Annotated in this window: 21 protein-coding genes and 1 tRNA gene; 12 read left to right on the top strand and 10 right to left on the bottom strand. The window is 43.8% G+C overall.

What is annotated here, in order from left to right:
• Positions 1–82 precede the first annotated feature (82 nt).
• The 3 genes from SPUTW3181_RS09050 to SPUTW3181_RS09040 are packed head-to-tail and all read left to right on the top strand — an operon-like array spanning position 83 to position 7,456.
• A complete protein-coding gene (locus SPUTW3181_RS09050; protein WP_011789067.1) occupies positions 83–1,147 on the top strand; it encodes an efflux RND transporter periplasmic adaptor subunit in 1,065 nt (354 codons plus the stop codon).
• 13 nt (positions 1,148–1,160) lie between these two features.
• Positions 1,161–4,412 (top strand): efflux RND transporter permease subunit, encoded by a 3,252-nt coding sequence (locus SPUTW3181_RS09045; protein ID WP_011789066.1) that lies wholly within the window; start codon positions 1,161–1,163, stop codon positions 4,410–4,412.
• The gene (locus tag SPUTW3181_RS09040; RefSeq protein ID WP_011789065.1) at positions 4,409–7,456 is read left to right on the top strand and encodes an efflux RND transporter permease subunit; all 3,048 of its coding nucleotides are present in this window, start codon (positions 4,409–4,411) and stop codon (positions 7,454–7,456) included. Before SPUTW3181_RS09045 ends, SPUTW3181_RS09040 begins: the two co-directional genes overlap by 4 nt.
• 80 nt (positions 7,457–7,536) lie before the next feature.
• Here SPUTW3181_RS09040 and yqfB read toward each other — a convergent pair whose 3' ends face one another.
• Complete coding sequence (gene yqfB / locus SPUTW3181_RS09035; RefSeq protein ID WP_011789064.1) at positions 7,537–7,848, bottom strand: N(4)-acetylcytidine aminohydrolase; 312 nt, start codon at positions 7,846–7,848, stop codon at positions 7,537–7,539.
• A gap of 320 nt (positions 7,849–8,168) precedes the next feature.
• On the opposite strand from yqfB, the gene SPUTW3181_RS09030 reads away from it, so the two are divergent.
• On the top strand, positions 8,169–8,366 hold the full coding sequence (locus SPUTW3181_RS09030; RefSeq protein WP_011789063.1) for a DUF2986 domain-containing protein: 198 nt from the start codon (positions 8,169–8,171) through the stop codon (positions 8,364–8,366).
• A 94-nt stretch (positions 8,367–8,460) separates the two neighbouring features.
• Here the strand turns inward: SPUTW3181_RS09030 and SPUTW3181_RS09025 are convergent, their stop codons facing one another.
• Together SPUTW3181_RS09025 and SPUTW3181_RS09020 are read right to left on the bottom strand one after the other, a co-directional pair.
• Entirely contained in the window at positions 8,461–10,056 is a 1,596-nt protein-coding gene (locus tag SPUTW3181_RS09025; RefSeq protein ID WP_011789062.1) for an MATE family efflux transporter, read from the bottom strand.
• A gap of 42 nt (positions 10,057–10,098) precedes the next feature.
• On the bottom strand, positions 10,099–10,968 hold the full coding sequence (locus tag SPUTW3181_RS09020) for an ion transporter (RefSeq protein ID WP_011789061.1): 870 nt from the start codon (positions 10,966–10,968) through the stop codon (positions 10,099–10,101).
• Between the two features lie 173 nt (positions 10,969–11,141).
• Between SPUTW3181_RS09020 and SPUTW3181_RS09015 the strand changes: the two genes are divergently transcribed.
• The 3 genes from SPUTW3181_RS09015 to SPUTW3181_RS09005 all read left to right on the top strand — a co-directional run bounded on the left by SPUTW3181_RS09015 (position 11,142) and on the right by SPUTW3181_RS09005 (position 12,832).
• Positions 11,142–11,657, top strand: coding sequence for a L,D-transpeptidase family protein (locus SPUTW3181_RS09015; RefSeq protein ID WP_011789060.1), 516 nt, complete (start codon positions 11,142–11,144; stop codon positions 11,655–11,657).
• A 171-nt stretch (positions 11,658–11,828) separates the two neighbouring features.
• Entirely contained in the window at positions 11,829–12,494 is a 666-nt protein-coding gene (locus tag SPUTW3181_RS09010) for a VOC family protein (protein ID WP_011789059.1), read from the top strand.
• Between the two features lie 77 nt (positions 12,495–12,571).
• Complete coding sequence (locus SPUTW3181_RS09005) at positions 12,572–12,832, top strand: DUF5062 family protein (protein ID WP_011789058.1); 261 nt, start codon at positions 12,572–12,574, stop codon at positions 12,830–12,832.
• Positions 12,833–12,939: 107 nt separating this feature from the next.
• On the opposite strand, the gene SPUTW3181_RS09000 is transcribed toward SPUTW3181_RS09005, so the two are convergent.
• Together SPUTW3181_RS09000 and SPUTW3181_RS08995 are read right to left on the bottom strand one after the other, a co-directional pair.
• Positions 12,940–13,764 (bottom strand): M23 family metallopeptidase, encoded by an 825-nt coding sequence (locus SPUTW3181_RS09000; protein ID WP_082785999.1) that lies wholly within the window; start codon positions 13,762–13,764, stop codon positions 12,940–12,942.
• A gap of 174 nt (positions 13,765–13,938) precedes the next feature.
• On the bottom strand, positions 13,939–14,820 hold the full coding sequence (locus SPUTW3181_RS08995; protein ID WP_011789056.1) for a 6-carboxytetrahydropterin synthase: 882 nt from the start codon (positions 14,818–14,820) through the stop codon (positions 13,939–13,941).
• Positions 14,821–15,320: 500 nt separating this feature from the next.
• Here SPUTW3181_RS08995 and SPUTW3181_RS08990 point away from each other — a divergent pair, with 500 nt between their 5' ends.
• Complete coding sequence (locus SPUTW3181_RS08990; RefSeq protein ID WP_011789055.1) at positions 15,321–16,322, top strand: cytochrome-c peroxidase; 1,002 nt, start codon at positions 15,321–15,323, stop codon at positions 16,320–16,322.
• 89 nt (positions 16,323–16,411) lie between these two features.
• Here SPUTW3181_RS08990 and yejK read toward each other — a convergent pair whose 3' ends face one another.
• Positions 16,412–17,440, bottom strand: coding sequence for a nucleoid-associated protein YejK (yejK, locus tag SPUTW3181_RS08985; RefSeq protein ID WP_011789054.1), 1,029 nt, complete (start codon positions 17,438–17,440; stop codon positions 16,412–16,414).
• 77 nt (positions 17,441–17,517) lie between these two features.
• Between yejK and SPUTW3181_RS08980 the strand changes: the two genes are divergently transcribed.
• Positions 17,518–17,736, top strand: a complete 219-nt coding sequence (locus tag SPUTW3181_RS08980) for a YejL family protein (RefSeq protein ID WP_011789053.1) — start codon at positions 17,518–17,520, stop codon at positions 17,734–17,736.
• A gap of 63 nt (positions 17,737–17,799) precedes the next feature.
• Complete coding sequence (locus SPUTW3181_RS08975; RefSeq protein ID WP_011789052.1) at positions 17,800–19,578, top strand: DUF3413 domain-containing protein; 1,779 nt, start codon at positions 17,800–17,802, stop codon at positions 19,576–19,578.
• An 84-nt stretch (positions 19,579–19,662) separates the two neighbouring features.
• Here SPUTW3181_RS08975 and SPUTW3181_RS08970 read toward each other — a convergent pair whose 3' ends face one another.
• Positions 19,663–20,769, bottom strand: a complete 1,107-nt coding sequence (locus SPUTW3181_RS08970) for an NADH:flavin oxidoreductase/NADH oxidase (RefSeq protein ID WP_011789051.1) — start codon at positions 20,767–20,769, stop codon at positions 19,663–19,665.
• A gap of 112 nt (positions 20,770–20,881) precedes the next feature.
• Here SPUTW3181_RS08970 and SPUTW3181_RS08965 point away from each other — a divergent pair, with 112 nt between their 5' ends.
• Complete coding sequence (locus SPUTW3181_RS08965; RefSeq protein WP_011789050.1) at positions 20,882–21,748, top strand: LysR family transcriptional regulator; 867 nt, start codon at positions 20,882–20,884, stop codon at positions 21,746–21,748.
• 158 nt (positions 21,749–21,906) lie between these two features.
• Here SPUTW3181_RS08965 and SPUTW3181_RS08960 read toward each other — a convergent pair.
• Positions 21,907–21,983: transfer RNA gene (locus tag SPUTW3181_RS08960), tRNA-Pro, on the bottom strand.
• Between the two features lie 353 nt (positions 21,984–22,336).
• Here SPUTW3181_RS08960 and SPUTW3181_RS08955 point away from each other — a divergent pair.
• The gene (locus tag SPUTW3181_RS08955; RefSeq protein ID WP_011789049.1) at positions 22,337–22,831 is read left to right on the top strand and encodes a DUF6942 family protein; all 495 of its coding nucleotides are present in this window, start codon (positions 22,337–22,339) and stop codon (positions 22,829–22,831) included.
• A 239-nt stretch (positions 22,832–23,070) separates the two neighbouring features.
• Here SPUTW3181_RS08955 and nadE read toward each other — a convergent pair whose 3' ends face one another.
• Positions 23,071–23,901 (bottom strand): ammonia-dependent NAD(+) synthetase, encoded by an 831-nt coding sequence (gene nadE, locus SPUTW3181_RS08950; RefSeq protein ID WP_011789048.1) that lies wholly within the window; start codon positions 23,899–23,901, stop codon positions 23,071–23,073.
• Positions 23,902–24,107: 206 nt separating this feature from the next.
• A complete protein-coding gene (locus SPUTW3181_RS08945; protein WP_011789047.1) occupies positions 24,108–25,412 on the bottom strand; it encodes an inosine/guanosine kinase in 1,305 nt (434 codons plus the stop codon).
• Positions 25,413–25,623: the final 211 nt, after the last annotated feature.

Here is a 25,623-nt window from a genome sequence, read left to right as displayed (position 1 = left end):
AATTGAAATTTAAAAACATTAAACATTGGCATATTTAATGCTAATCGTTGACATCATAATTAAGATAATAGGTCTCTCTCTTATGGAAAAGTCTAAAATAACCACCTTCGCTTTGCCTTTATTAATGATGTCTATGTTGGCGGCCTGTGGTGAAGAACAAGTCACAAAAAAAGAAGATAAATATGCCATTCCGGTCGAAACTACCACTGTGATGCAAGGAGATGTTTCTTCTTTTTACAGTACAACAGCGACCTTAGAAGCCCCACAGGAAGCCAATGTCGTCAGTCGTATCTCTGGACTCATTGAATCCATCACTGTAGAAGAAGGCGACCGCGTACGAAAAGGTCAAGTGCTGGCGGTTATCGATGCTAAAAGACAACAATATGATTTAGACCGCTCGGAAGCCGAAGTAAAAATCATTGAACAAGAACTTAACCGTTTAAATAAAATGAGCAATAAGGAATTTATTAGCGCCGATTCTTTGGCAAAACTTGAATACAATTTGCAAGCCGCTATCGCGAAAAAAGACCTTGCCGAGCTACAAGTGAAGGAAAGCCGGGTTATCTCCCCTATTGATGGCGTTATCGCCAAACGCTACGTGAAAGCGGGTAATATGGCCAAAGAATTTGGCGATCTGTTCTATATCGTCAATCAAGATGAACTTCACGGCATAGTCCATTTGCCAGAACAACAACTCACTAGCCTTAAACTTGGCCAAGAAGCACAAATTTTTAGCAACCAACAAAGCAATCAGACTATTGATGCTAAAGTACTGCGTATTAGTCCAATCGTCGATCCCCAAAGTGGTACTTTTAAGGTGACGCTCGCCGTTCCTAATGAAAATGCCCGCCTCAAAGCAGGCATGTTTACCCGGGTTGAACTTAAATACGATACCCATGAAAATGTGATTACCGTTCCCTACAGTGCCTTGATTAACCAAGATAATAAACAAGCACTGTATGTTATTGAGGGAACAAATGCTAATCGTCGCGAAGTCACAATTGGCTATCGTGAAGGGGATGCGGTTGAAATTGTTTCAGGTATCAAACCTGGTGAGCAAGTCGTTACCCGTGGGCACCAAAACTTGAAAGACCAATCCTTAGTCGAAGTGATCACACCACTCGATCTCGCATCTGCTAAGAACTAAATAGGAGTCTTTCATGTCAATTATTAGCACCTCGGTTAAGCGGCCAGTCACAGTATGGATGTTTATGCTGGCAGTAATCTTATTCGGAATGGTCGGTTTTTCTCGCTTGGCTGTGAAATTACTTCCTGACTTAAGCTATCCAACCCTCACGATTCGCACTACCTATGATGGTGCTGCGCCCGTTGAAGTAGAGCAGCTGGTCTCCAAACCTATTGAGGAAGCAGTTGGTGTTGTTAAGGGCCTACGAAAAATTAGCTCTATTTCCCGTTCAGGCATGTCGGACGTTGTGCTTGAATTTGAATGGGGTACCACTATGGATATGGCAAGTTTAGATGTACGTGAAAAGCTCGACACTATTGCCCTACCACTCGATGTTAAAAAACCACTCTTACTGCGCTTTAACCCAAATCTTGACCCCATCATGCGCCTTGCACTGTCAGTGCCAAACGTCTCTGAAGCCGAGCTTAAACAAATGCGTACCTATGCCGATGAAGAGCTCAAACGGCGCTTAGAAGCACTTTCAGGAGTGGCTGCGGTACGCTTATCTGGCGGTCTAGAGCAGGAAGTACACATTCTGCTCAACCAAGAGAAACTGTCGCAACTTAATCTTAATGCCGATGATATTAAACGTCGCATTAACGAAGAAAATATTAACCTCTCTGCGGGCAAGGTAATCCAAGGTGATCGTGAATACTTAGTACGAACACTTAACCAATTCAATTCATTAGAAGAGTTGGGCCAAGTTATCGTTTATCGTGATGAACAAAATTTAGTACGGCTGTTTGAAGTGGCAACTATCAGTGATGCCTATAAAGAGCGCAGCGATATCACTCGCATTGGTAGCCAAGAATCTATTGAATTAGCCATTTATAAAGAAGGTGATGCCAATACCGTAGCCGTTGCCAAAAAATTACGCGATGAACTGGCTAAAATCAATCAAGACCCCAAGCAAAATAAACTTGAGGTGATTTACGATCAATCTGAGTTTATCGAAAGTGCGGTCAGTGAAGTCACCTCTTCGGCCCTAATGGGCAGCGTATTATCTATGTTGGTTATCTACCTCTTTTTACGCAATATTATACCAACACTGATTATTTCTATCTCGATCCCCTTCTCTGTTATCGCGACCTTTAACATGATGTATTTCGCCGATATCAGCTTAAACATTATGTCATTAGGCGGGATCGCTCTCGCCATTGGGTTACTGGTTGATAATGCCATTGTTGTACTAGAAAACATCGACCGCTGCCGCAGTGAAGGCATGAGTAAGCTAGACGCGGCAGTAACGGGCACCAAAGAAGTGGCCGGTGCAATTTTTGCTTCAACACTCACCACATTGGCGGTGTTTATACCATTGGTGTTTGTTGATGGAATAGCCGGAGCATTATTCTCGGATCAAGCCTTAACAGTCACTTTTGCACTATTGGCCTCGCTATTGGTCGCCTTAACATCCATTCCAATGTTGGCATCTCGGGAAGGCTTTAGCACCTTGCCAGCATTAATAAAAACTGAGCCGAAAAACAAACCCACCACCAAAATGGGCAAACTAAAACACTACAGTGCGACAGTGTTCTCCTTCCCTATTCTATTAATTTTTAGCTACTTACCAAGTGCAGCGCTCACCTTAGTGCTAATTTTAGGCCGCTTATTCTCATGGCTAATCGGTTTAGTGATGCGGCCTCTAAGCTCGGCTTTTAATTTTATATACCACGGTATTGAGAAGGTGTATCACACACTATTAGCCTCGGCACTACGCCAACAAAAAATAACACTGTTACTGACCATTGCGCTCACAGGTGCTTGCATTAGTTTGTTACCGCGCCTTGGTATGGAATTGATCCCCCCCATGAATCAGGGTGAGTTTTATGTGGAAATTCTACTCCCCCCCGGAACGGCAGTCAGTGAAACGGACAAGGTATTGCAGCAACTTGCGCTATCGATTAAAGACAAAACGGAAGTCAAGCATGCCTATAGTCAAGCGGGCAGTGGCGGCTTAATGACCTCAGATACTGCCCGTGGTGGCGAGAACTGGGGACGTTTACAAGTCGTACTTAACGATCACAGTGCCTATAATGCCATCACTCAAGTGCTACGTGATACCGCGCGCCGTATTCCTGAGCTTGAGACCAAAATCGAGCAACCTGAGTTATTTAGCTTTAAAACGCCGCTTGAAATTGAACTCACAGGCTATGATTTACAGTTACTCAAACGCAGTGCAGATAATCTGGTTAAAGCCCTCGCAGTTTCAGATCGTTTTGCTGACGTCAATACCAGTCTGCGTGATGGTCAACCCGAATTGAGTATTCGCTTTGATCATGCTCGCTTAGCTGCGCTAGGCATGGATGCGCCTATGGTTGCAAATCGTATCGCCCAACGTGTAGGTGGTACCATTGCCAGCCAATACACAGTGCGAGACCGTAAGATTGATATTCTGGTGCGCAGCGAGCTCGCGGAACGGGATAATATCAGTGATATTGATGCCTTGATCATCAATCCAAACAGCAGTCATCCCATAGCACTAAGTGCAGTGGCCGAAGTATCACTTCAACTAGGCCCCTCAGCAATAAACCGCATCAGCCAACAACGGGTCGCACTCGTATCGGCAAACCTTGCCTACGGTGATTTAAGTGATGCAGTGGCTACAGCGCAGGACATCTTGTCACAACAAGTACTTCCTGCATCGGTACAAGCCCGCTTTGGTGGTCAAAATGAAGAAATGGAGCACTCGTTCCAATCCCTCAAAATTGCCCTTATCTTAGCCATTTTCTTAGTGTATTTAGTGATGGCGAGTCAATTTGAGTCTCTGCTTCATCCCCTATTAATCCTCTTTGCAGTACCTATGGCACTGGGTGGCAGTATTCTTGGGCTCTACCTTACCCAAACTCATTTGAGTGTGGTGGTGTTTATTGGTCTTATTATGCTGGCAGGTATTGTGGTCAACAACGCCATTGTATTGGTTGATCGTATTAATCAATTACGTTCTGAAGGCGTACAAAGACTTCATGCGATAAGTGTGGCGGCAAAATCACGCCTACGTCCCATTATGATGACCACACTCACTACCACTCTTGGTTTACTACCAATGGCCTTAGGTTTAGGTGATGGTTCAGAGGTGCGTGCCCCAATGGCGATTACAGTGATCTTTGGTCTGAGTTTATCGACTTTACTGACCTTAATTGTGCTGCCAGTGCTTTACGCCCTATTCGACCGGAAAACCTATGCCGTGACGGACTCACATGTCAGCGTTGAGGAGGCTCGCCCATGAACCTCACTCGTTTAGCCATTAAACGCCCTGTCACTACCAGCATGTTTTTCTTTGCTATTTTGCTTTTTGGGCTAGTATCTAGTCGCCTATTACCATTGGAAATGTTCCCCGGTATCGATATCCCACAGATAGTGGTGGAAGTGCCTTACAAAGGCTCGACACCTGCGGAGGTTGAGCGAGATATCACGAAGATTTTGGAAGAATCACTCGCTACTATGGGGGGGATTGATGAGCTTGAATCAGAGTCCTCCCAAGAAGGCGCCGAAATCGAAATCAACATGAAGTGGGGCGAAAACGTTGCCACTAAGAGCTTAGAAGCGCGGGAAAAAATTGATGCGGTAAGGCACTTACTCCCCAAGGATGTTGAGCGTGTTTTTATTCGTCAGTTCTCTACTGCTGATATGCCAGTACTAACCATTCGTATATCGAGTGAGCGAGAACTCTCTGGCGCGTTCGATCTACTTGATAAACAACTCAAGCGACCACTTGAGCGAGTTGAAGGTGTGTCTAAGGTCAATCTTTATGGCGTTGAACAAAAACAAATTGAAGTGCGTATCAACGCCGATCGTCTGGCAGCCAGTGGCATTTCGGCAACCGATTTACAGGAGCGTTTAAACAGAGAGAACTTTGTGATTAGCGCAGGTACGCTCAGGGCCAGCAATATCGTTTATCAAGTGTCACCTAAGGGAGAATTTAGAAACCTTGAAGATATTAATGCACTGGTACTGATCCCCGGACTCACCCTTGGCGATATCGCCGATGTACAGTTTGCCTTACCCGAACGTGTACAAGGCCGGCATTTAGATAAACACTATGCCGTAGGTTTAGATGTATTTAAAGAATCAGGCGCTAATCTAGTCGATGTGTCTGAGCGTGTGCTCAAAGTGATCGATCAAGCGAAACAAGACCAACAATTCCAAGGTATTCGCCTTTTTATCATGGAAGATCAAGCCTCTGGAGTAAAATCCTCATTAATGGATTTGCTACTTTCTGGATTAATCGGTGCACTGTTGTCCTTTATAGTGCTGTATTTGTTCCTGCGTAATTTAAAAATGACCTTAGTTGTCGTGTCGTCTGTGCCTATTTCAATCGGCATGACACTCGCTGCCATGTATTTGCTCGGCTACAGCTTGAATATTCTGTCTATGATGGGGTTATTGCTTGCCATTGGTATGCTCATTGATAACGCCGTTGTGGTAACAGAGAGCGTGCTCCAGGAGAAACAAGGTAAACACCCTAAAGACAATGAAGAGTCAGTGATGACGGGGGTCGATAAGGTCTCTCTGGCTGTATTAGCAGGCACAATGACCACCGCCATTGTCTTTTTACCCAATATCTTTGGGGTAAAGGTCGAGATCACCATTTTTCTCGAGCATGTTGCCATTGCCATTTGTATTTCCCTCGCAGCATCATTGCTGGTTGCCAAGACCTTAATCCCTTTGCTGCTCACTAAGCTCCACTTCGACATCCCGACCAAAAAAGAGACGGGTAATTTACAACGCTTCTATAACAAGAGCCTTAACTGGGTGTTACTCAGACCTTGGCGGTCAGGCATGATCGCTGTGGCAATTCTCACCTCGACTGCGCTACCACTCTCCATGGTTAAGCAGGACCAAGAAGATAGCCAAAGCAAAGAGCGAATTTATATCAATTATCAGGTGGAAGGTCGCCATAACCTTAATGTCACAGAAGCCATGGTGAATCAAATGGAAGAATATCTTTATAAAAATAAAGAAGAATTCCATATAGATTCTGTCTATAGCTACTATGCCTCTGACGATGGCTCATCGGTCATTCTGTTAAAAAAAGACTTACCTATACCACTTGATGAGTTAAAAAAGAAAATCCGCAGTGGCTTCCCTAAATATTCCATCGCCAAGCCACAATTTGGCTGGGGCAATGATAACTCCGGCGTTCGAGTCACACTCACAGGTCGCTCAACCACTGAACTTATTCACTTAAGTGAACAAGTGCTCCCTTTGCTCTCCAATATTAAAGGATTGCAAGATGTTCGCTCCGAGCTTAACGGTGCGCAGCAAGAAGTGGTGATCCGTATCGATAGGCAAATGGCGGCGCGGTTAGATTTAAAGCTCAATGAAGTAGCATCGAGTATTTCTATGGCGCTTCGAGGTTCTCCACTGCGATCATTCCGCCACGATCCCAATGGCGAGCTCCGTATTGAAATGGCCTATGAAAAGGAATGGCAAAAATCCTTAGAGAAACTTAAACAGTTGCCCATAGTACGCATAGACCAAAGGGTTTACACCTTAGATAACTTAGCGAAAATCGAAATCCAACCACGTTTCGATACTATTCGGCATTACAATCGTCAAACCTCATTGTCGATTGGCGCTAACCTAGAGGAGATGACCACGGAAGAGGCGCAAACAAAAATCAAGCAAGTAATGGAAAATATCCATTTCCCTGATGGATATAACTACTCACTGCGTGGTGGATTCGAGCGTCAAGATGAAGACCAAAGTGTCATGGCTATTAATATGTTACTCGCCGTGGCGATGATTTATATTGTGATGGCGGCGCTATTTGAATCTTTGCTTTTACCTGCGGCCATTATCACCTCAATCCTATTTTCGATAACTGGCGTATTTTGGGCGCTATTCTTAACGGGTACTCCCAATTCGGTCATGGCAATGATTGGGATCTTGATTTTAATGGGTATCGTGGTGAACAACGGTATAGTACTGGTTGATCAAATCAACCAAATGACGCCAGATCTCGATAAACTTTCCGACACAATACGCGAGGTTTGCATCACGCGTTTACGCCCAGTGTTAATGACGGTTGGTACAACGGTACTGGGTTTACTGCCACTGGCGTTGGGCGAAACCCAAATCGGCGGTGGTGGCCCGCCATACTACCCCATGGCAATTGCTATTATCGGTGGTTTATCGTTCTCGACCGTGACTAGCTTGTACTTAGTCCCCTTGTGCTATCAAGCCTTTTATCGAATGCGTCACCACGCCGCAATTCGTTTAGGTGAGTCTAACAGACTGGCTCAAAAGCTATTGCCATGGACGGTTTAATCTAATCAAAAACTGTGAAAAGGCTGCATGACAGCCTTTTTTATTTCACTATTTTCTTTCTATTTATCAATAAATTGAATTTACAACACCACAAAGCTAATCATATACAATTGTTCAAGTCCGGGATAAATCTCGGCTATCACACTGCGAAGCTGTGGCAGCGTCATATTCTCTTGCTCGGCATGAACGTCGGTGAGCTCAGTTAACTTCACTGGCATGACATCAATAATCTGGATATCACAGAACCAACGATCAGTTTCGAAGGTTGAAACAGGCAAAATTTGCCCCGCAACTACATGGGATTCTGTTTCATCGCGCAGGGTTATCGTTTTAGCACCACTTAAAATATCTTGCTCAAAACGTTCAAAAAAAGTGATTTTACTAAGTAACACAACTTATCCTCAGCTCAGTATATAAGTCATTAAAATGGTATTAGTGTCAAAAATGCGGAGCAACATAATGGCTTTTGATCCGTACTGACAGCATGTCTAGCAAAATATCCATTATCTGTTCCCCCACGCGGTCTCCTATTTGAGTCACATTTATATGCTAAGAATCTCTCGAAATTGTGCCACAAAAAGTTGTGCTTCTTTTCGACAAAATACAGCAAAATATAGTCAGTTCGCTTGGATTGAGTTAGAATCCGCCCTCAATTGAGCCCTTGGCCTCATGTTCCTGCGTATAGCGGGTACGCAACGAAATTAGAGACGTCATGAACAAGAAACAAAAGATCATCAAGAAAATAGCAAAACGTGCCAAGGCTAGACTGAATAAAGTCGACCCAGTGACTATCGGCTCACCTGCCAAATCAGGTTACATCTCTAAAGCTGAACGTGCACGACTCGAGGCGCTTGATGTATCCGCTAGTAGCCAAGTTGCAGAAGCTGACTGCGACTCTAACGCAAAATAATCACTCAAGATCACAAATAAAACGCCACATTGATTGTGGCGTTTTATTTTAGGGATAGTTTTCCAGATGATAACGAAACGATTCGTCAAAGGTATCACTCACCCACTTTAGATTTGGTTCGGTTATCCTTGGTCCCTTCTACTTTATCCGGTTTGTTAACATCGTCACTCGTTAATATGGACTGGCATTCCTGTTCTTCAGTCATTTGTCCCATTTGTACATGGGAAGAAGACAAAGGGTTTGTGGCACTCGGTAAGTTCTCAGCGACACAATTGGCAATCTCGTCCTCATCAGTAAGTAATACTTGTTCAGAGTTTAAGGGCGTACTAATCGCCTCGGCGTTTACAGGTAAAACGCCAGCCTTAGCTTGGGCAGCTACTTTGTCGACTAAACGGTAGGCCACCAGCACACCTAAAACCCCAAATAAAATAGAACCGATAACTTGGCCAATCAACACACCATATACGCCGCCCCAAAGCGCCCCAAAATAAACAAAGGGAATTGTGCCTAAAGTCGCCTTGCCTACATTAAATAGCGTTGAGTATTTTGCTTTACCAAGATTATTAAATGAAGCATTTGCCACAAATAAAACACCTGAGAAGGTAAAAAAAACAGCAATATAACTGCAGAAAAACTCGATTAACTCTGCGCTATCTCCCTTCATGTCAAACACGCTAACGACTTGGGATTTCAAAAGAAATAATAACAGAGACACGGAAAGTACATACAAAGTACAAAACTGAATAGCCTTCGTCAGGCTCTCACGCACTCGCTCGAATTGTCCTGCGCCAAAATTTTGCCCAACAATGGGACCAATGGCTCCAGATAAGGCAAAAATCATCCCAAATGCAACGGGAACAAGTCGGCCTAATACGGCCCACCCTGCCACATAGGCATCGCCAAAATCGGCTATCGCTCGGGTTACAAAAGCATTACCAATAGGCGTGGCAATATTTGTCATCATCGCTGGGCCTGCAATGGCAAATATAGGCCTAAGATCGGCCATAAAATGGGATAAATCAAATTGACCTAAGAGCTGATGTTTTACCACCACGCCTCTGCCCGCAATGATAAACACTGCGATACGTGCCAACACAGATGCCAGCGCAGCGCCTTCAATTCCCATCGCAAACAGGAAGATAAAAATCGGATCCAGTACCGCATTGACGCCACCGCCCGCTAAGGTCGACATCATTGACAACTTAGCATCACCCACGGCCCGAAGCGCGCCACCAAGTGCCATTGCAAGACATATAAAAGGCAGTGAGGGCACAAGGATATACAAATAACTTTCAGCAAGCTCGGCCGTATAACCATTCGCCCCAACAAGAGCGACGAGTTCAGGAATAAAGAGGGTGACGACTACGCTAACTAATACACTTATAAGGGTCGTGACAACGGCACTATTAAGCAATAATCGCTTCGCCAGTAACACATCCTTAGCACCGATGGAACGCGAAACTAACGCACCGAGGGCAATGGATAAACCTATCCCGATGGATGTGGTAAAAAATGAAATACTGCCCGCATAACCGACCGCAGCAGCAAGCTCATGTTCACCAAGCAAACTTAGGAAAAAGATATCGATTAAATCAACCACAAATAGGGCTGAAATCCCCACCGCAGCAGTCGAACTCATGACTAAAATATGCCTAAGAATCGGGCCTTCAACGAACTTTGCCTGTGTCATAGCTGAGGTGCACCTGCAGAATAAAAATATTTAGCGACCATATTAAGTTGCGTTCTTTGCCGTTGAAGAGTCAAGCAAATCAAGCTCACAACCACAACGGCTACAATACATTGCATCAAGATCATGGCCTGACTTATGGCACTGGTTACAGGAGCGTAAATCTCGATGGCGCTCAACCTCTTGGGATATTTCAGCCGTCAAAATCCCCGTAGGAATAGCAATAATCGAATATCCCAATAGCATAGTAAACGCCGCTATCGCTTGGCCCAATCCTGTTTTGGGCGTGATATCGCCATAACCTACCGTTGTAAGTGTCACTATGGTCCAATACACAGATTTAGGGATAGAGCTAAAGCCATTTTCGGGTCCTTCGACTACATACATCACTGCGCCAAGCACCATAATGATCAAGCTAACCGAAAAGAAAAATAAAAACACTTTACGACTAGACTGTATCATCGCCCTTAGCAGTACATTCCCTTCGCTTAAATAACGCAATAGCTTAAGTACACGAAAAATTCTAAAGAGACGCAATACTCTGATCACGAGAGTCAAGTTTGCACCTGGGATAAAGAGCGATAAATAAGTTGGGAGTATGGAGAGTAAATCCACAAGGCCATAAAAACTACGTGCATATAACACTGGATGAGTTGCGCAGTACAACCTTAGCCCATACTCAATAGTGAAAATAATAGTAAAGCCCCATTCCAAGAATAGAATGAGATCTCCATAATCCCGATGAACAGTTTCAACCGTATCAAGGAATACCAACCCGACACTCAACGCAATACAAATCATCAAAGCAATATCAAAGTAACGTCCTGCAGGCGTATCAGTTCCAAAAATAATCGTCCGTAATTGGCGTTTTAATGGGGTTTCGCTGTCGATTTTTTCAGGTAATGATTCAGACATAGGGGCAAAAACTTCCTTGAAATATCAGATGTAACACACTAATAACTCTCTCCAGATAGTCAGAGTCTGACACGCAATCACACACAGCTCAAAATTATCTACTCACAGCACAAGAAATTTGCGGTATGATGCGCGAAAAAGACCAACATTTGAGTCACTTTTTCGAGGAAGATATGCGCATTAACCTACTTTCGACACTGACATCCATGACTGTGGCAATTGCAGTCCTTGTTTCTCCCCATGTGTATGCCTCATCGAGCATAGGTAAAGTTGATCTTGTCGTTATCACTAAATCTGAGTCCAATATGGCCTTACTACGTGATGGCAAAGTACTAAAACAGTATCGGATTGCGATGGGAGATTTACCTGCTGGACATAAACTTAAAGAAGGTGATCAACGTACTCCACAAGGACGCTATATTCTTGACTACAAAAAACCTGACAGTGCCTACTACAAATCAATTCACATTTCCTACCCCAATGAAGAAGATAAGCTAAGAGCTAAAGCCCTAGGTATCAAACCGGGTGGAATGATCATGATCCATGGTCAAGATCCCAAATCACCATTATCGCCAGCACAAGCACAACAGTTTAATTGGACTAACGGCTGTATCGCCCTCACCAATGCTGAAATGGATGAACTATGGAAAGCCGTTGATGAAGGTACGCCGATTGAGATTTGGCCTTAAATTTGATCATATAGAATATACGAGTTTCAGAGCGCCGAAAGTGCGTTTCCATGCCGTTAACATCAGTCCGCTGAATTCTGCATCTTCAGGTTGTTTGGGGATATATAGCTAACGCCCAATACAATGGGCGTTTTTATTTGCTCGTCATATAGTGTTGCCACAGGAGCCCTAATGTCACACTCAAAGGAACTCAACTTGACTCCCAATACTGCAACTCGCATCGCCAGCCTCCGTTATGATGATCTCATAAAAAGCTGGCCTGCATTTGAAGCCAAAATTTTACATTTACTCGCCACATTAGGTTTAGCAGACAAAAATCTTGAATGTGATCATGTGGCACTCAGGGTTAATTCCATTGCAAGTGCCGATGCCCTTCGCCATGACTTTAGTCAACTGGGTACTGTTATCTCTGATAATCAAATCAACGGTCGGCCTATATTGATCATCGAATTGAATTCACCACTCACCCTAGGTACGTTTTCTATTCCCTGTGTTGAACTGCCCTATCCTAGCGATAAGCACTATCCACAGGAAGGTTGGGAACATATTGAGCTCGTTATTCCCTCAAACGCACAGGACTGTGAAACCTTGAGCCAAGATCTTCAAGCAATCAGCCCTATTCTCAGCTCGCTATTATCAGGGGAAATTGAGGCGTCAAAGGGGGCAATTAAGCTGAAAATGAGTTCACCTAAGGGCGATAGGGAACGCTTAGCTAATCCGACCATCGCCTTTAAGCAAGGAGATATTTGCATCAAGCTACATCCACATGGGATAAAAACCGTTATTGCTAGCGAGCAAAATGAATATGCTCAAGCGAGTGCGCTGACCATAAAGTAGGAAACGGTGCATCTATTTATCAAACTGCGCACTATCGAGATTCAATCGTCTATTCATTGAAGCACAGGAAACAGAATATGAAGTCCCATAAAAACGATGTGCAATTGCTAAAGTTTGCCCTAGAAATTGGTATCGGTTATGCCAAAAAACGCGGATTTGATGATTTTGAACGGGGGGTCTCTCCCAAGGACAAAGTGGAATGCATCTATCGACTCCTCGTTACCGATAATCTTATTCAACCCTTAGCAAAAGACAAAGAGGATGGACCCAATATGAAACATAAATTGATTTTGTGGATTACCCGTCAGTTACCTGCAGATCATCCACTGTTAAAATAATTCTTTTACACTCATCCGTTGAAACGAGATCTGAAAATCCAATTGACTAAAAATTAACAGTCAATTGGATAAAAATGGTGCAGTACTGCACCATTTAAGTATTGAATTTAATCCTTTTTAGCCGATTTCTTTGCTTTCTCATTTGCTAACACTGTTGCCATAGGCGGGACTATCGTGGTGGGATCGAGGCGCATTTGATACCAATTCAAACGCCAATCTAAATGTGGACCATTTGCGCGTCCCGTGGCTCCGACTTCGGCCACAGCTTGGCCTTGTTTTACAGTTTCACCCGCTTGGACATAGAGCTTACTCAAATGCAGAAAACTCGAGCTCACACCATAACCATGGTCGATCACCATAGTCCCACCGGAATAAAACATATCGGGAACAGATAGGCTTACCACACCATCAGCAGGAGCCACAACAACAGTACCGGTTTTTGCTGCCACATCGACACCAAAGTGAGGGTTACCGGGTACATCGTTATAAATTCGTTGGCTACCATAAACGCCTGAAATGCGCCCTGTCAGCGGCCAAATAAACTCCTGCAAAAAAGCAGTCTGTTCACTAAATGTCGCTCGCGCCGCTTTTACCTGTGCTGTATCTTTAGCTGCTCTTTCCTGCGCAGCAGGATCAGGTTTCATAATTTTATGACTAATACCTTTAACACTTTGGATATCATATTCCCGCTGAGCAATAGTCAAAGGCTTAACCTCGGTTAAACCATCGGGATAGACTAATGTTAACTGTTGATTAAGTTCTGCATCACGCTCAAAACCGAAGGCAAAGTGACCGTTCGGAGTCACTCTTAACGCTTCGCCATTTAAACTGACTTGAGTGCCTGCGGGCACTTGTCCTCGAATAAGCGCGCCCTGTTCAAATTTGCCCTCAAAACTCACCTGAGCATTCGCATTTGTCATCATAACGAGCATGCTTAATGCTGAAAAAATAATGCCATTTACGACCTTTGGTATGCTTTGCAGGTAAATCAATCGCTGAAAAGCAACACAAGACTGACCTAGACTGCGTGGTTTCAGGTAATGAAACATCTTCACAAAAATCCTTATTAGGTTGATTAAATACGACAGCAAACCCTAGTGTTTAAACTAGGTGGATACACCTTTAGTCACTATGGCCCCCTTACCAACGCCCTCATAGGCCACCACAGTAAACTGGCTAGTGGGCACTTTAGCCGCCAATGTGGTTGCCATATAATCGGCTAACAATTCAACCGTAGTGTCATGGGGGATCAGATCACAACATTCTTTTGGCATTGCCAACTGAAAATCGCCTTGAGGAGCCTGATAGTGAAATCCATAGTGGCTACGATTAGAAATACGGGTTTGTGGTGATAGGTTTAAGGTGTTGACGGAAACTACATCTTCTTCACTACCCAAGTAAATATCATGCCAACGCTTAGCCCAATATTCATCCCACTTAGGTGCAGGAACGCCATTTTCGAAGACATTCACAGGACTACGATGCCCATGGGCAATACGTTGGCAATTACCGTCATGTTTACGTAAACCATGGCTGTAATGATAGTAGGGCGAATTGAGTACCTCGTGCCTTAGGGTCAACGTAATAGCTTCAACATTGGCAGGTAAACTTTCCCGTAGGGCTTTTTGTAAAAAGGTATTCACACTTTGAATATCAATTTGTTCTGTTGGCACTAAGGCAAACGCCTGTGACGGGCAAGCTAAATGGATTTCACCCAATGCGCTATCAAAATCCATCCATACTCTATCGCCCTGCTGCTGCCATCGCACATGGCTGCACGCAGTGGGCACAAGTAAACGATGATCGGCCACCGCATCTATCGTTTGCTTAATCGTACGTTTTACCTTCGCAAAATCGAGCACCATATTTTGCTCGTCGAGACCACCTTCAAGCAGTACATCAACAATCCAACTTTCCCCCACCATGCCACGCTTAGGGCAAAGGTAGGAAAAATCGATCACAGTTAATTCTTTTACAAACAGTTGCATTTTCTCTCCTCGGCGGAAAAACAGTCCACCTTTGTATCCGGTAGCACCACTTAGCAATGGCCAAACATGCTAGATTGAATGGCGTTAAATCCATCCACGAAATGGGATTCTAATCAATTCTGCCCTCAGTCGCGACAAATGAATCGGTACTACAGGTCATTTTGAGCAAACAAGCTAAAATGAAGTGATGGTATTGATTATAAAAATAGCGGTTATCTGTTGAATCACAGCTAGCGTGGCAAAATGACAGCACATGGCTGGAGATATTCATCGCTCACAGAAATACAACATCTAATTTGTCGATTAGCAACCAAAAACCTAACCGGTGCGACATAAACCCTATCTAATAAATGAAGCAAAAACAGCGTATTAGATCACAAAAACTTAATCCGTAACAGCGATAGACCCAATCGAAACAAGGCGTTATCACTCTGTAAAATTAAGCGTTAGTATCCCCCCGTAAACCATACAAAAACCAAGGTTATATAGGGAGAAACAAGATGACTAAACTCACATCTATCGCTATTTTCATCGCAGGTATGTTTGCCAGCGCCCATGCCACCAGTGCAGAGCCCATTGAGGTGATCGCCGCGGCTAAGATCACTGAGCCAGAAAAAGTCGAATTAGGTAAAATGCTATTCTTCGAACCACGATTATCAAAGTCTGGGTTTATCTCTTGTAACTCATGTCATAATTTATCGACTGGCGGGGTTGATGCACTACCAACGTCAATCGGGCACCACTGGCAAGAAGGTCCTATTAATTCGCCCACAGTGCTTAATGCTGATTTTATGCTGGCTCAATTTTGGGACGGCCGCGCAAGTGATTTAAAAGAGCAAGCTGCTGGCCCGATTGCCAACCCAAAAGAAATGGGCTTTACCCATGAACTTGCAACTGAAACGATTGCCTCTATGCCTGCTTATCGAGCGCGTTTCGCTAAAGTCTATGGCGATGAAACCGTCAGCATTGACCGTTTAACCGATGCTATTGCCGCCTTTGAAAAAACCTTAGTAACTCCCAACAGTCCCTTCGATCAATACCTCTTAGGCAAGCAAGAGGCGATTAGCGCAGATGCCAAAGCGGGTTATCAACTGTTTAAAGATAAGGGTTGTGTCAGTTGCCATAATGGTCCTGCAGTCGGTGGAACCATGTTTATGAAGATGGGACTTATCAAGCCGTTCCACACAAACAATCCTGCTGAAGGTCGTAAGGGCGTTACTGGCAAAGAGGGGGATAAATTTGTATTTAAAGTACCTACATTACGTAATATTGAACTCACCTATCCCTACTTCCATGATGGTAGCGTATGGACCTTGGAAGAAGCGGTAAATACCATGGCCGATATCCAGCTAGGACAAAAATTATCAGATAAAGAAGTGAAAGAGATGGTCGCCTTCCTTGACTCTTTAACGGGTGATCAACCACAGATTACCTTACCTATACTACCCCCATCGAATAAAGATACGCCGCGTCCAGTTCCTTTTGGACGAAGTGCGCAATAAATTGGTTAAAAAAATCGTTTAATCAAAAAAGCAAATAGGCCGAGAATAATGATTCTCGGCCTATTTTTAAAACAAGATATTAATCTAGGCTATTCGCCTTTTAAACGACGGTCGAGTTGATCCTTTAAGTTTGCTGGCACGCCTTTGATTAAAATCGTGTCTGAAATCGGATCATAGATCACACGTTGACCTAAATGACCGCCATCAAAACTTAAGGTCACGCCACCGCCAGTGCCTGAAAATTTCTTCAATTGGCGCAGAGTCGATTTATCGGCTGGAAACTCTTCGTCGAGATCATAACTGCCACCACGGGCGAAATCGTAGAAGGAGTCCATACCTTGATCGGCTAACTCATCGGCCAAATCTTTGATTTCGATATCTGCACCTTCGTCAAAACGCTCACTGCAATATTCAAACACTTTATTACGGCACTGCTGACGCTCATCTTTAGTGAGATCGCTACTAGCAACAAAATCTTCAACCGCATTCATCAGTGTCTTGTTTTGCGCTTTAGTGTTTACCCCTTCGACACAGCCCATAAAATCGAGGAAGAAGTCGGCAACTTTACGCCCCGCGCGGCCGCGGATAAAGGAAATATACTTACGAGAATCTTTATCCGCCTGCCATTCGCTCAAATCAATACGGGCAGCAAGCTGAATATTGTTTAAATCTAAGTGGTTGTTTTGTGAAAGCTCCATATCATCCAATACTGTCATGGAAGATTTTGCGCTCAAGAGTGCCACAAACAGATAATCGCTGGTGATGCTGGTGTAGCAAGACATCAGCAGGAATCCACCTTGACTGAAATCATATTTCGCCAATTCTTCCTGCAACAATTTACTGGCTTGACCTGAAAACTCCACAAAACCTAACTCGCCAGCACGGTACTGTGTTAATGCATTGGCAAAGGCAGGATTGGCTTCGCCATCATCACCGTGAATGCCAAAATAGCCAAATCCCTTCCCCGCTTTACTGGTATAGGTTTGGTGCAATTCGTCCAGCATCACCTCGACCGCTTGTCCGTTCAGCAGGGGTTGAGGACGTAAACGGCAACGCAACTGCCCCTGACTGTCCTGGGAAATCTCGTGAATAATTGCTTGTTCGATGTTAATACTCATAAGCCCTGATAGTGATACTGGGATAAATCCGCTATTATATGCCGCTAATCCATTCCAAAGTGAAACATTTTTTGATTATGGCAATCCAATCCAAATACTCAAACACACAAGTTGAATCATTAATCGCCGAAGTATTGGCTGTGTTAGAAAAACATAAAGCCCCTACTGATCTAAGCCTGATGGCGCTCGGCAATTGCGTCACCTATTTGTTAGAGCGTAAAGTACCTAGCGAATCACGCCAAGCGGTAGCTGAGCAATTTGCGAAAGCACTCGCACAATCGGTCAAATCCAATTAAGTTAGTTGGGTTATAATCGCCAAAAAATAAGATACAACGTCTTTTAGGAATAAGCGGATCACTATGGTCGAGCGTAAAAAGCAAATGAGCCGCGATCGCGTTTCACGGCTCATCAACTGGGGACATTGGTTTGCCTTCTTCAATGGCTTATTAGCTATGATTATAGGTACCCGATATCTGAGTAGCGTCGGTTATCCAGAAACTTGGTATGGCTGGATTTATCTCACTGTAAGCACAATTGGCCAGTTCAGTTTTCTTGCTTTTATTGCTTACTTGATCTGCCTATTCCCACTGACCTTAATATTACCTTATTCAAAGATATTGAGAGGCTTAGCGGCAATAATCGCGACATTAAGCCTGTGTATCTTATTATATGACACCATTGTTTATGCCGATTATGGTATACATTTAAGCCCATTTGCCTTTGATTTAGCATGGGCAGATCTCAATGCACTACTCCATGGCACATCTTACATTGTCACCCCACTGGCCATTATCACCATCGAGCTCACCCTTGCCAATTTTTTGTGGAAACGCATAGATAAGCTCCAAAAACTGAATTTAGGCAATAAGGTTATTGGCTTTGTAGGCATCTGTTTTATTAGTAGCCACTTAATCCACATTTGGGCCGATGCTGCCGATATCACCGAAATAACCCGTTTCGATGAAGCTTATCCTTTGTCTTATCCAGCAACCGCTCGCTCCTTTATGGAAAGTCACGGCATCGATGGTTCATCCCAGAACAATGACGGAGTACGAGTGCTCAGCTATCCAACACAGCCCTTGCTATGTCAAGCTGACACACAAACCAACGTATTGATGGTCGCCATCGACAGCTTACGTGCAGACATGGTTGACCCTAAGACTATGCCATTTTTATATCAGTACATGGAAAAGAACCAGTCGTTTACAGAACACTACAGTGGCGGAAATCAGTTTAGAACGGGCATGTTCTCGCTCCTTTATGGCATTCAGGGCAGCTATGGTGATGCCAGAGTTTTTAATAGTACGAGCCCGATAATCACTAGAAGCTTCCAACAGGCGGGTTATCAGTTAGGCCTTTTTATCCCTGAAACTAACTTAAATCTACGCTCAGCCCAAGCTATGTTTAATGATTTTAATACTGTGATAGCCAAAGAAGCGAATGGCAGTGCCGATGCTGACTTACATACCGTCGCCAGTTTCAAAGAATGGCACGGCATACAAAATAAACCTTGGTTTGCCTTAGTCAATCTAAAAGCCCCTGAGAATTTTGATACCCCCGTAGGCTTTTTAGGTGTTGAAACGATAAAGGCCAATCCCAACTTAACACCGGCGCAAAAAGTACTCTTTAATCAATATCGTCAATCACTGTATTTTATTGATAAACAGCTACAAGCCATCCTAACCGATGTGAAAAATGATACTTTAGTGATTATTACAGGTGTAAACGGCAAGATGTTTACCAGTAATAGTGATGAGGCCATGCGCAATTTATCACCAGAAAGTATTAAAGTGCCCTTAGTGATCCACTGGCCTAATGCAAGTGAAGCTAAGGTTAAATATCGCACAAGCCACTATGGTCTCGTGCCGACCCTAATGACCCATGTGTTAGGCTGTACGAATAACACGACCGACTATAGTGCAGGACGTAGTCTATTAGAACCTAGCAAAGAGACTTGGATTTATATTGGTGATAGCCGCATTTTTGCGATTTACCAACAGTCAGAAATCACAGTGATTGACAGACATGGTAAATACCGGATATATGATGAAAATTTTCAGCATCGACTGCGTAAAAAAATCAGCGCACCCGAGTTAATTGAAGTTATGCGAGAAGGTAGACGTCTCTATAATCATTAATTAAACAATAAATAAAAAGCCCTAATCCAGCAATGGCTTAGGGCTTTTTAGTGATAAAGCATCAAGATTGAAATAACCAGTCGCTCAGCCAACCTTAACCGTTGAATAGCGCTCCAACCAATGGGCATAGGAGGATGGTAGCACCCAAGATGGACGGTCTATCTTTAATATTTGTGCCGCTTGATAAGGCCAATGCGGATTAGCTAAAAACGCCTTGCCTATCATCACTAAATCCATTTGCTCATTTTCAATTGCCGCATTGGCTTGATGTGGATCATCCATCCCCCAGGAAGTCGCAACAGGGAATCCCACCTCCTTACGCACCCGCGCTGCAATAGGCGCTAACAATGCAGGACGCCATGGAATATTGGCTGTTGGGGTCGAAAAACAAATGCTCACATTTAGCATATCCAAACCTATCTGCTTGAACTGTTTAACCAATTCAATTGATTCTGATAAGGTTTGCTCATCTTTGTCATCAAATTCAATCACTCCGAAACGTGCCGTTAAGGGCAGATGTTGTGGCCAAATCTCTCTTACGGCTTTAATCGTTTCTAATAGGAATCGTCCACGCCCTTCAGCACTACCACCATATTGATCTGAACGCTGGTTGGCATAGGTTGAAAAAAAGCTTTGTGCTAGGTAACCATGGGCAAAATGCAATTCTAACCATTCAAAACCAGCGGCTAAGGCGCGCTTAGCTGCCGTCACAAAATCGACTTTAACGCGCTCAATATCTTCAACGGTCATCTCTGTGGGCACTTTTGATAAGTTAGCCCCAAAAGCCACTGGAGACGGTGAAATAGGTTGCCACGCTTCAGCCTCACCATTGGCAATATGGTCATCCCCTTCCCAAGGAATGTTGGCACTCGCCTTACGTCCAGCATGACCAATTTGGATCCCTGCTACAGCACCAGCACTTTTAATTGCATTCGCGACTTTAGCTAAACCAGCAGCTTGCTCATCGTTCCAAAGTCCAAGACAACGGGGAGTAATACGTCCTTCAGGGGACACTGCGGTTGCCTCAACGATGACAAGCCCTGCACCACCTCTAGCAAGGCTAGTGTAATGCACTTGATGCCACTCATTGGGAAGCCCTTCTTTGGCTTGATATTGGCACATAGGAGCAACAACTATTCGGTTTTTAAGGGTGATATCTTTAAGTTTAAATGATGAAAATAGATCAGCCATGGGTATTTAATTTCCTGTATCCGTCGAATGTTCAGAATCAATGACGACAGCCTAATCCCATCATGCCATAATTAAAAGCACTCTTAGATTATAGGTTTGATAAGATTTCATTATGATAAATCCACAATGGTTACACACATTTGCCGTTTTAGTCGAAAAAGGTAATTTTACCCGCACGGCAGAAGCCATTGGTATAACCCAAGCGGCAGTCAGCCAGCATATCAGTCGCTTAGAAGAAGAATATGGCACCTTATTTTTACGACGAACGCGCCAGCTTGAAATAACGCCAATAGGCGAAAATTTACTCACCTATGTAAAAGAAGTAGAATGCGCGGAAAAACGATTACGACAAAAACTGATCAAAGATGACACCGACGTCGGTGATATCAGTCTTATCACACCAGGAAGCATAGGCTTAACACTTTTCCCATTGTTATTGGAGTTACAAACTGCTTTTCCCGCCTTAAATATACGACACCGCTTTGCACCAGATAACGAAATCCTAACATCCGTTCTAGCCAATCAGCATGAAATTGGTATGGTGACGTTAAAGCCCTCCGATCCTCGGATTTTCAGTACTTACTTTACCGAAGAACCTTTAGAGTTAGTCGTACCTGCCGGCCATAAAATTAACACATGGCAGGACTTACAACGGTTAGGCTTTATCTCTCATCCTGACGGTGAAGCCATGGCCATGAGGTTACTGACCCGAAAGTATCCTGGTTGTCCCAATATTCAAGAACTCCCCTGCAAAGGGTTTACCAATCAAATTAGCCTTATTCTTGAACCTGTTGCTAGAGGCTTAGGCTTTACCGTTATACCAAGATATGCACGTAAAGCTTTTGAGCGGCAAGAAGATATTTATGTAGTGGAATGTGGCATCCAAGTGGTTGATACCATTTGGCTTATTCACCGCGCAGAATGGCCCTTGTCGCGCCGAGCCCAAAAAGCAGTCGAGTTCCTTAAAAGCAGAATATAAATGCCTAATCTTATACCAATCGTATTAAGGGGTGACTTAACATTTAATTTTGCCTTGCAAATCAAAAACTCATTTATCAATGTAAATATCAATACAAACAAAAAAGCCTATAAACTGTTAGGTTTATAGGCTTTTTTACTCTTATATAAAGAGGAATTTGGTCGGTATGAGAGGATTCGAACCTCCGACCCCTGACACCCCATGACAGTGCGCTACCGGGCTGCGCTACATACCGAATTTTTCAGTGATAGATTTTTATTCTATAAAAATGCTAACACAATTGACCTAAGGCGCTATTGCTGGGGTAACCTTAAGTGAGCGTGACTTTAGCAATTGCCTCGCGCCTGTGCAAGTGCTTAGTGACATCTCTTTGATTAACTGCTTAGTTTCTGGTCTGAATAACAGATTTTTGGTATGTAGCCGTAGACGTTTATGTCCTAATCCCCATGTTAAGTCACTTATGTTAAGTCACTTATGTTAAGTCACTTAGTTAAGATGACATATCTATCGTATATGACATTAACGGGGTTGGGCAAAGTCAGGTTAAGATCAACCACCTATTTTTCTACTGACCTGATATAAACCACGATGATCATAGGAAACCCTCACGCTAAGTTTGCTTTCTATCTGCCCACTGCGCCAATCATTCCAGATGACTGGCACTATGCTCAAGTTGATGCAATCACATCACTTACCACACTAAATGGTAATCATTGGCGTAAGATATTCACTATCATGGCAAAAATTTGCGTAACCGATGCTGACTGGCGTACCTACCGTGATCATATATTGCTCAAACAACAGGAAATGCTCATTATCGGCGGTAAAACACTTGTGCCTAATGCCAGTATTCACCTTATTTGTGGGCATGTTGCAGCGGCCAATTTAGGTATCACCCATAAAGAAATTACACGGCCCACTCGACCAGTCGATCTTCAACATAAACGGATCGACTCGATAGTAACTATTCCCTATGTGACACCAGCAATAACACATTGTTTACTCACGCCCTATTTGGACTATCGCCAATATCCCAATGCACTAATTGAACTGACTCGTCAACAGTTATACCAATCGTATTAAATATCTGTTCATTCAGCGGGAGCCACACAGGCCCCCCACTCCGCTGTTGCATTGACTTAAAAGGGAATGACCATTTCTGCGTCAATGCGCCTTGGATTGAGATGCCTGTGAGGCTCTGAACTGATTAGATATTTAATGTGATTGGTATTGCTGACAAGAGAACCTTCTAATCAGTCATAAAAAAGCACCCTAGATCATACCATCTGGGTGCTTAGCGCAATCATAACGAGCAAGAGAAATCAGTCATAGATAGTCGCAATAGGCTGACGCTTATGTTGGGTGGCTTTGTAGATATTAATCAACTTAGTCTCAACTGATTTATCAACCTCTTTGCCTTCAAGAAAGTCATCAATTTGGGCATAGGTTAAGCCCAATGCAACTTCATCTTCTAACAGTGGTTGATTATCTTCAAGATCAGCCGTCGGCGCTTTATACACTAAGGATTCTGGTGCCCCAAGGTAAGCTGCAAGTTGGCGAACTTGGCGTTTGTTCAAGCCAAATAATGGGGCTAAATCACAGGCCCCGTCACCCCATTTAGTGTAAAAACCCGTGATATTTTCAGCACTATGATCTGTACCAACAACTAAACCGCCCACAAGTCCAGCAAGTTCATATTGGGCGATCATGCGCATACGGGCCTTAACATTCCCTTTGACAAAATCTACCTTTGCCGCATCGGGTAACGTCAACCCAGCCTCGACAAAAGCCGCTAATGTAGCACCATGTACAGCATCAACACCTTGATGCACATTTACAGTGACAAGCTTCGAAGGTTGAATAAACTGACAAGCAAGCTGGGCTTCATGTTCATCTTTTTGGATATGATAGGGTAAGCGCACCGCAATAAACTGATAATCACTATTGGCTTGTTCACTGTTTAAGCTATCAACGGCTAGCTGACATAAACGCCCCGCCGTTGATGAGTCAACGCCACCACTGATCCCCAATACGAGTGCCTTACTGCGCGCTTCTTTCAGTGTGGTTTTGATAAACGCGACACGACGTTGCACTTCAAACTCTGGCTCAATCGCCTTGAGCACCTTCATTTCTCTTAAGATTTGCGCTTTCACCGAAAATTCCACCTTAAATAATCGCTGTAATTTGGGTCAAATAGAACAAAACTAACGGTAACATTTATTTGCAACTGCCTGTAGCAAAAAATCATGCTGCTTGAGTTAATTATTGATATAAGGTGCTAAAAACAAGCGCAATAACAATAGGCTGTTATTGCGCTTGCATTAAATCGTGAGCTTGAGATAAGCCAAGAAGCGATAGCTTATCTTTCCCAATAGGATTCTTCTAAGCTGTCTTCCCGTTCAGGCAAGCCACGGGATAAACGCGGGCTATGCTGTGCAAGCACTTCATAGGCGACACGGTTAGCATATTTACAAATTTGCGAGAATGAGGAATAACACAAACCATCGCGCTTATGTTTACTCGAGCCTGGCACATTGGTTTTATGGAAAGTATTGGCCGCTAAATCGTGCAATAACGCCGATAATGCGCCATCACCCGCACCATTAGTGTTGCCGATTTTTTCAGGGCCGCCCATATAGGGTGAAATATGGGCATACACTTTGATGGGTGTTTCACAGTCACTTTTTAATTTGGGGCGGGAGAATTCATAGCGATTAAATTCAGGGATAGCACCCGGCAGTAAAGTATGGGTCGTTTCACGCTTTTCAGAATCCTCAGTGTAACCTGCGGTATAAAGGCCGATTGGCCCCGCAGTGGTGAGTACCATATCACACCACTCTAGCGCTTTTTCACTGGCAAGCAGAGGGTCGCGCGACCCCGTTAAGGCTTCACCTTCATCCTCATTCATCGCCAGAATGGTGACATGTTCTTTAATAAAGTTCTGCCACCAGAGGGGATCTTCTTCAATCAAAAAACGTGTACCTAATGTTAATACCACGGGCACATCAGCAGCTTTGGCATATTCAATAGCGCACATAGCCGCATCGGTAATTCGATCGCCGCCACTGGCACGCATTAAGTATGCCGTTAGCACTAAAGCCGAACTGCCCTGCACGACATCTTTATCGATAAACTCTGGAGTAAGTTTATCCATTGCACCTTTGCTGATGGCAAAAGTGCGTTCACCACAATCAGAAATTAACGTAAAACAACGGCCAATAGGTCCATCGACGGGTTGCAGATAGTTAAGATCAACTTTTGAGGATGTGTTGCAAAGGTAACGATAGGCATAACTACCCACTTCGATATTTTGGCTCATCACCCCAAATAACACTGAACGGTCATCGGCCAAAATGGAATAATTGTGCACTGTATTACCGATAGTGCCACCAGCAAATTCATCGCTGATCAGGCCATGAATTTTTAACTCTGTGTAAAGTCTGTGGGCCTGTTCATCATTTATGAGGGTTGAATTACCTTTGGGTAAGCCATATCTGCTAAGCAATTCATCTTCTACTTTCGCTTCGATATCCACTAAGGTTTGATCGATACCGCTGATATAAGTCGCAAACGGTTGAGGTTGTTGAGTCAGCTGTTCAAGCAACGGATCTCGGGTTTTTACTGGAAAATAATGTTTCGATTTGCGCTGACCGGGAAACTTCATAGTGGTTCTCTTTCCTGGCATCCATGCTAATTGGCGTTATGACGAGATAAACTCGCCAGAGTCCTAAAAATAATGAGTCTAGGCTAGAGAGACCAAAAATCCACTCCTTAGCCGGAAGGGCGCAGATTCTACCATAAAATCAGCATGAAACTAGGGGGATCAACAATGCTTCGCAATGTTTACTTAAAAATGTAGTTCGCCTCCTTTAACT

The sequence above is a fragment of the Shewanella sp. W3-18-1 genome (assembly GCF_000015185.1).
GTDB classification, from domain to species: Bacteria; Pseudomonadota; Gammaproteobacteria; order Enterobacterales; family Shewanellaceae; genus Shewanella; species Shewanella putrefaciens.
This window is presented reverse-complemented; position numbering and strand designations above follow the sequence as displayed.

Coding starts and splice junctions, on each gene's coding strand:
- SPUTW3181_RS09010 (WP_011789059.1), top strand. CDS start 11,829: ATGTCACACTCAAAGGAACTCAACTTGACTCCCAATACTGCAACTCGC.
- SPUTW3181_RS08970 (WP_011789051.1), bottom strand. CDS start 20,769: ATGGCTGATCTATTTTCATCATTTAAACTTAAAGATATCACCCTTAAA.
- SPUTW3181_RS09025 (WP_011789062.1), bottom strand. CDS start 10,056: ATGACACAGGCAAAGTTCGTTGAAGGCCCGATTCTTAGGCATATTTTA.
- SPUTW3181_RS09005 (WP_011789058.1), top strand. CDS start 12,572: ATGAAGTCCCATAAAAACGATGTGCAATTGCTAAAGTTTGCCCTAGAA.
- SPUTW3181_RS08975 (WP_011789052.1), top strand. CDS start 17,800: ATGGTCGAGCGTAAAAAGCAAATGAGCCGCGATCGCGTTTCACGGCTC.
- SPUTW3181_RS09000 (WP_082785999.1), bottom strand. CDS start 13,764: ATGCTCGTTATGATGACAAATGCGAATGCTCAGGTGAGTTTTGAGGGC.
- yejK (WP_011789054.1), bottom strand. CDS start 17,440: ATGAGTATTAACATCGAACAAGCAATTATTCACGAGATTTCCCAGGAC.
- SPUTW3181_RS09030 (WP_011789063.1), top strand. CDS start 8,169: ATGAACAAGAAACAAAAGATCATCAAGAAAATAGCAAAACGTGCCAAG.
- SPUTW3181_RS08980 (WP_011789053.1), top strand. CDS start 17,518: ATGGCAATCCAATCCAAATACTCAAACACACAAGTTGAATCATTAATC.
- SPUTW3181_RS09050 (WP_011789067.1), top strand. CDS start 83: ATGGAAAAGTCTAAAATAACCACCTTCGCTTTGCCTTTATTAATGATG.
- SPUTW3181_RS08990 (WP_011789055.1), top strand. CDS start 15,321: ATGACTAAACTCACATCTATCGCTATTTTCATCGCAGGTATGTTTGCC.
- SPUTW3181_RS09020 (WP_011789061.1), bottom strand. CDS start 10,968: ATGTCTGAATCATTACCTGAAAAAATCGACAGCGAAACCCCATTAAAA.
- SPUTW3181_RS08945 (WP_011789047.1), bottom strand. CDS start 25,412: ATGAAGTTTCCCGGTCAGCGCAAATCGAAACATTATTTTCCAGTAAAA.
- SPUTW3181_RS08965 (WP_011789050.1), top strand. CDS start 20,882: ATGATAAATCCACAATGGTTACACACATTTGCCGTTTTAGTCGAAAAA.
- SPUTW3181_RS09040 (WP_011789065.1), top strand. CDS start 4,409: ATGAACCTCACTCGTTTAGCCATTAAACGCCCTGTCACTACCAGCATG.
- SPUTW3181_RS08995 (WP_011789056.1), bottom strand. CDS start 14,820: ATGCAACTGTTTGTAAAAGAATTAACTGTGATCGATTTTTCCTACCTT.
- SPUTW3181_RS09015 (WP_011789060.1), top strand. CDS start 11,142: ATGCGCATTAACCTACTTTCGACACTGACATCCATGACTGTGGCAATT.
- SPUTW3181_RS09045 (WP_011789066.1), top strand. CDS start 1,161: ATGTCAATTATTAGCACCTCGGTTAAGCGGCCAGTCACAGTATGGATG.
- SPUTW3181_RS08955 (WP_011789049.1), top strand. CDS start 22,337: ATGATCATAGGAAACCCTCACGCTAAGTTTGCTTTCTATCTGCCCACT.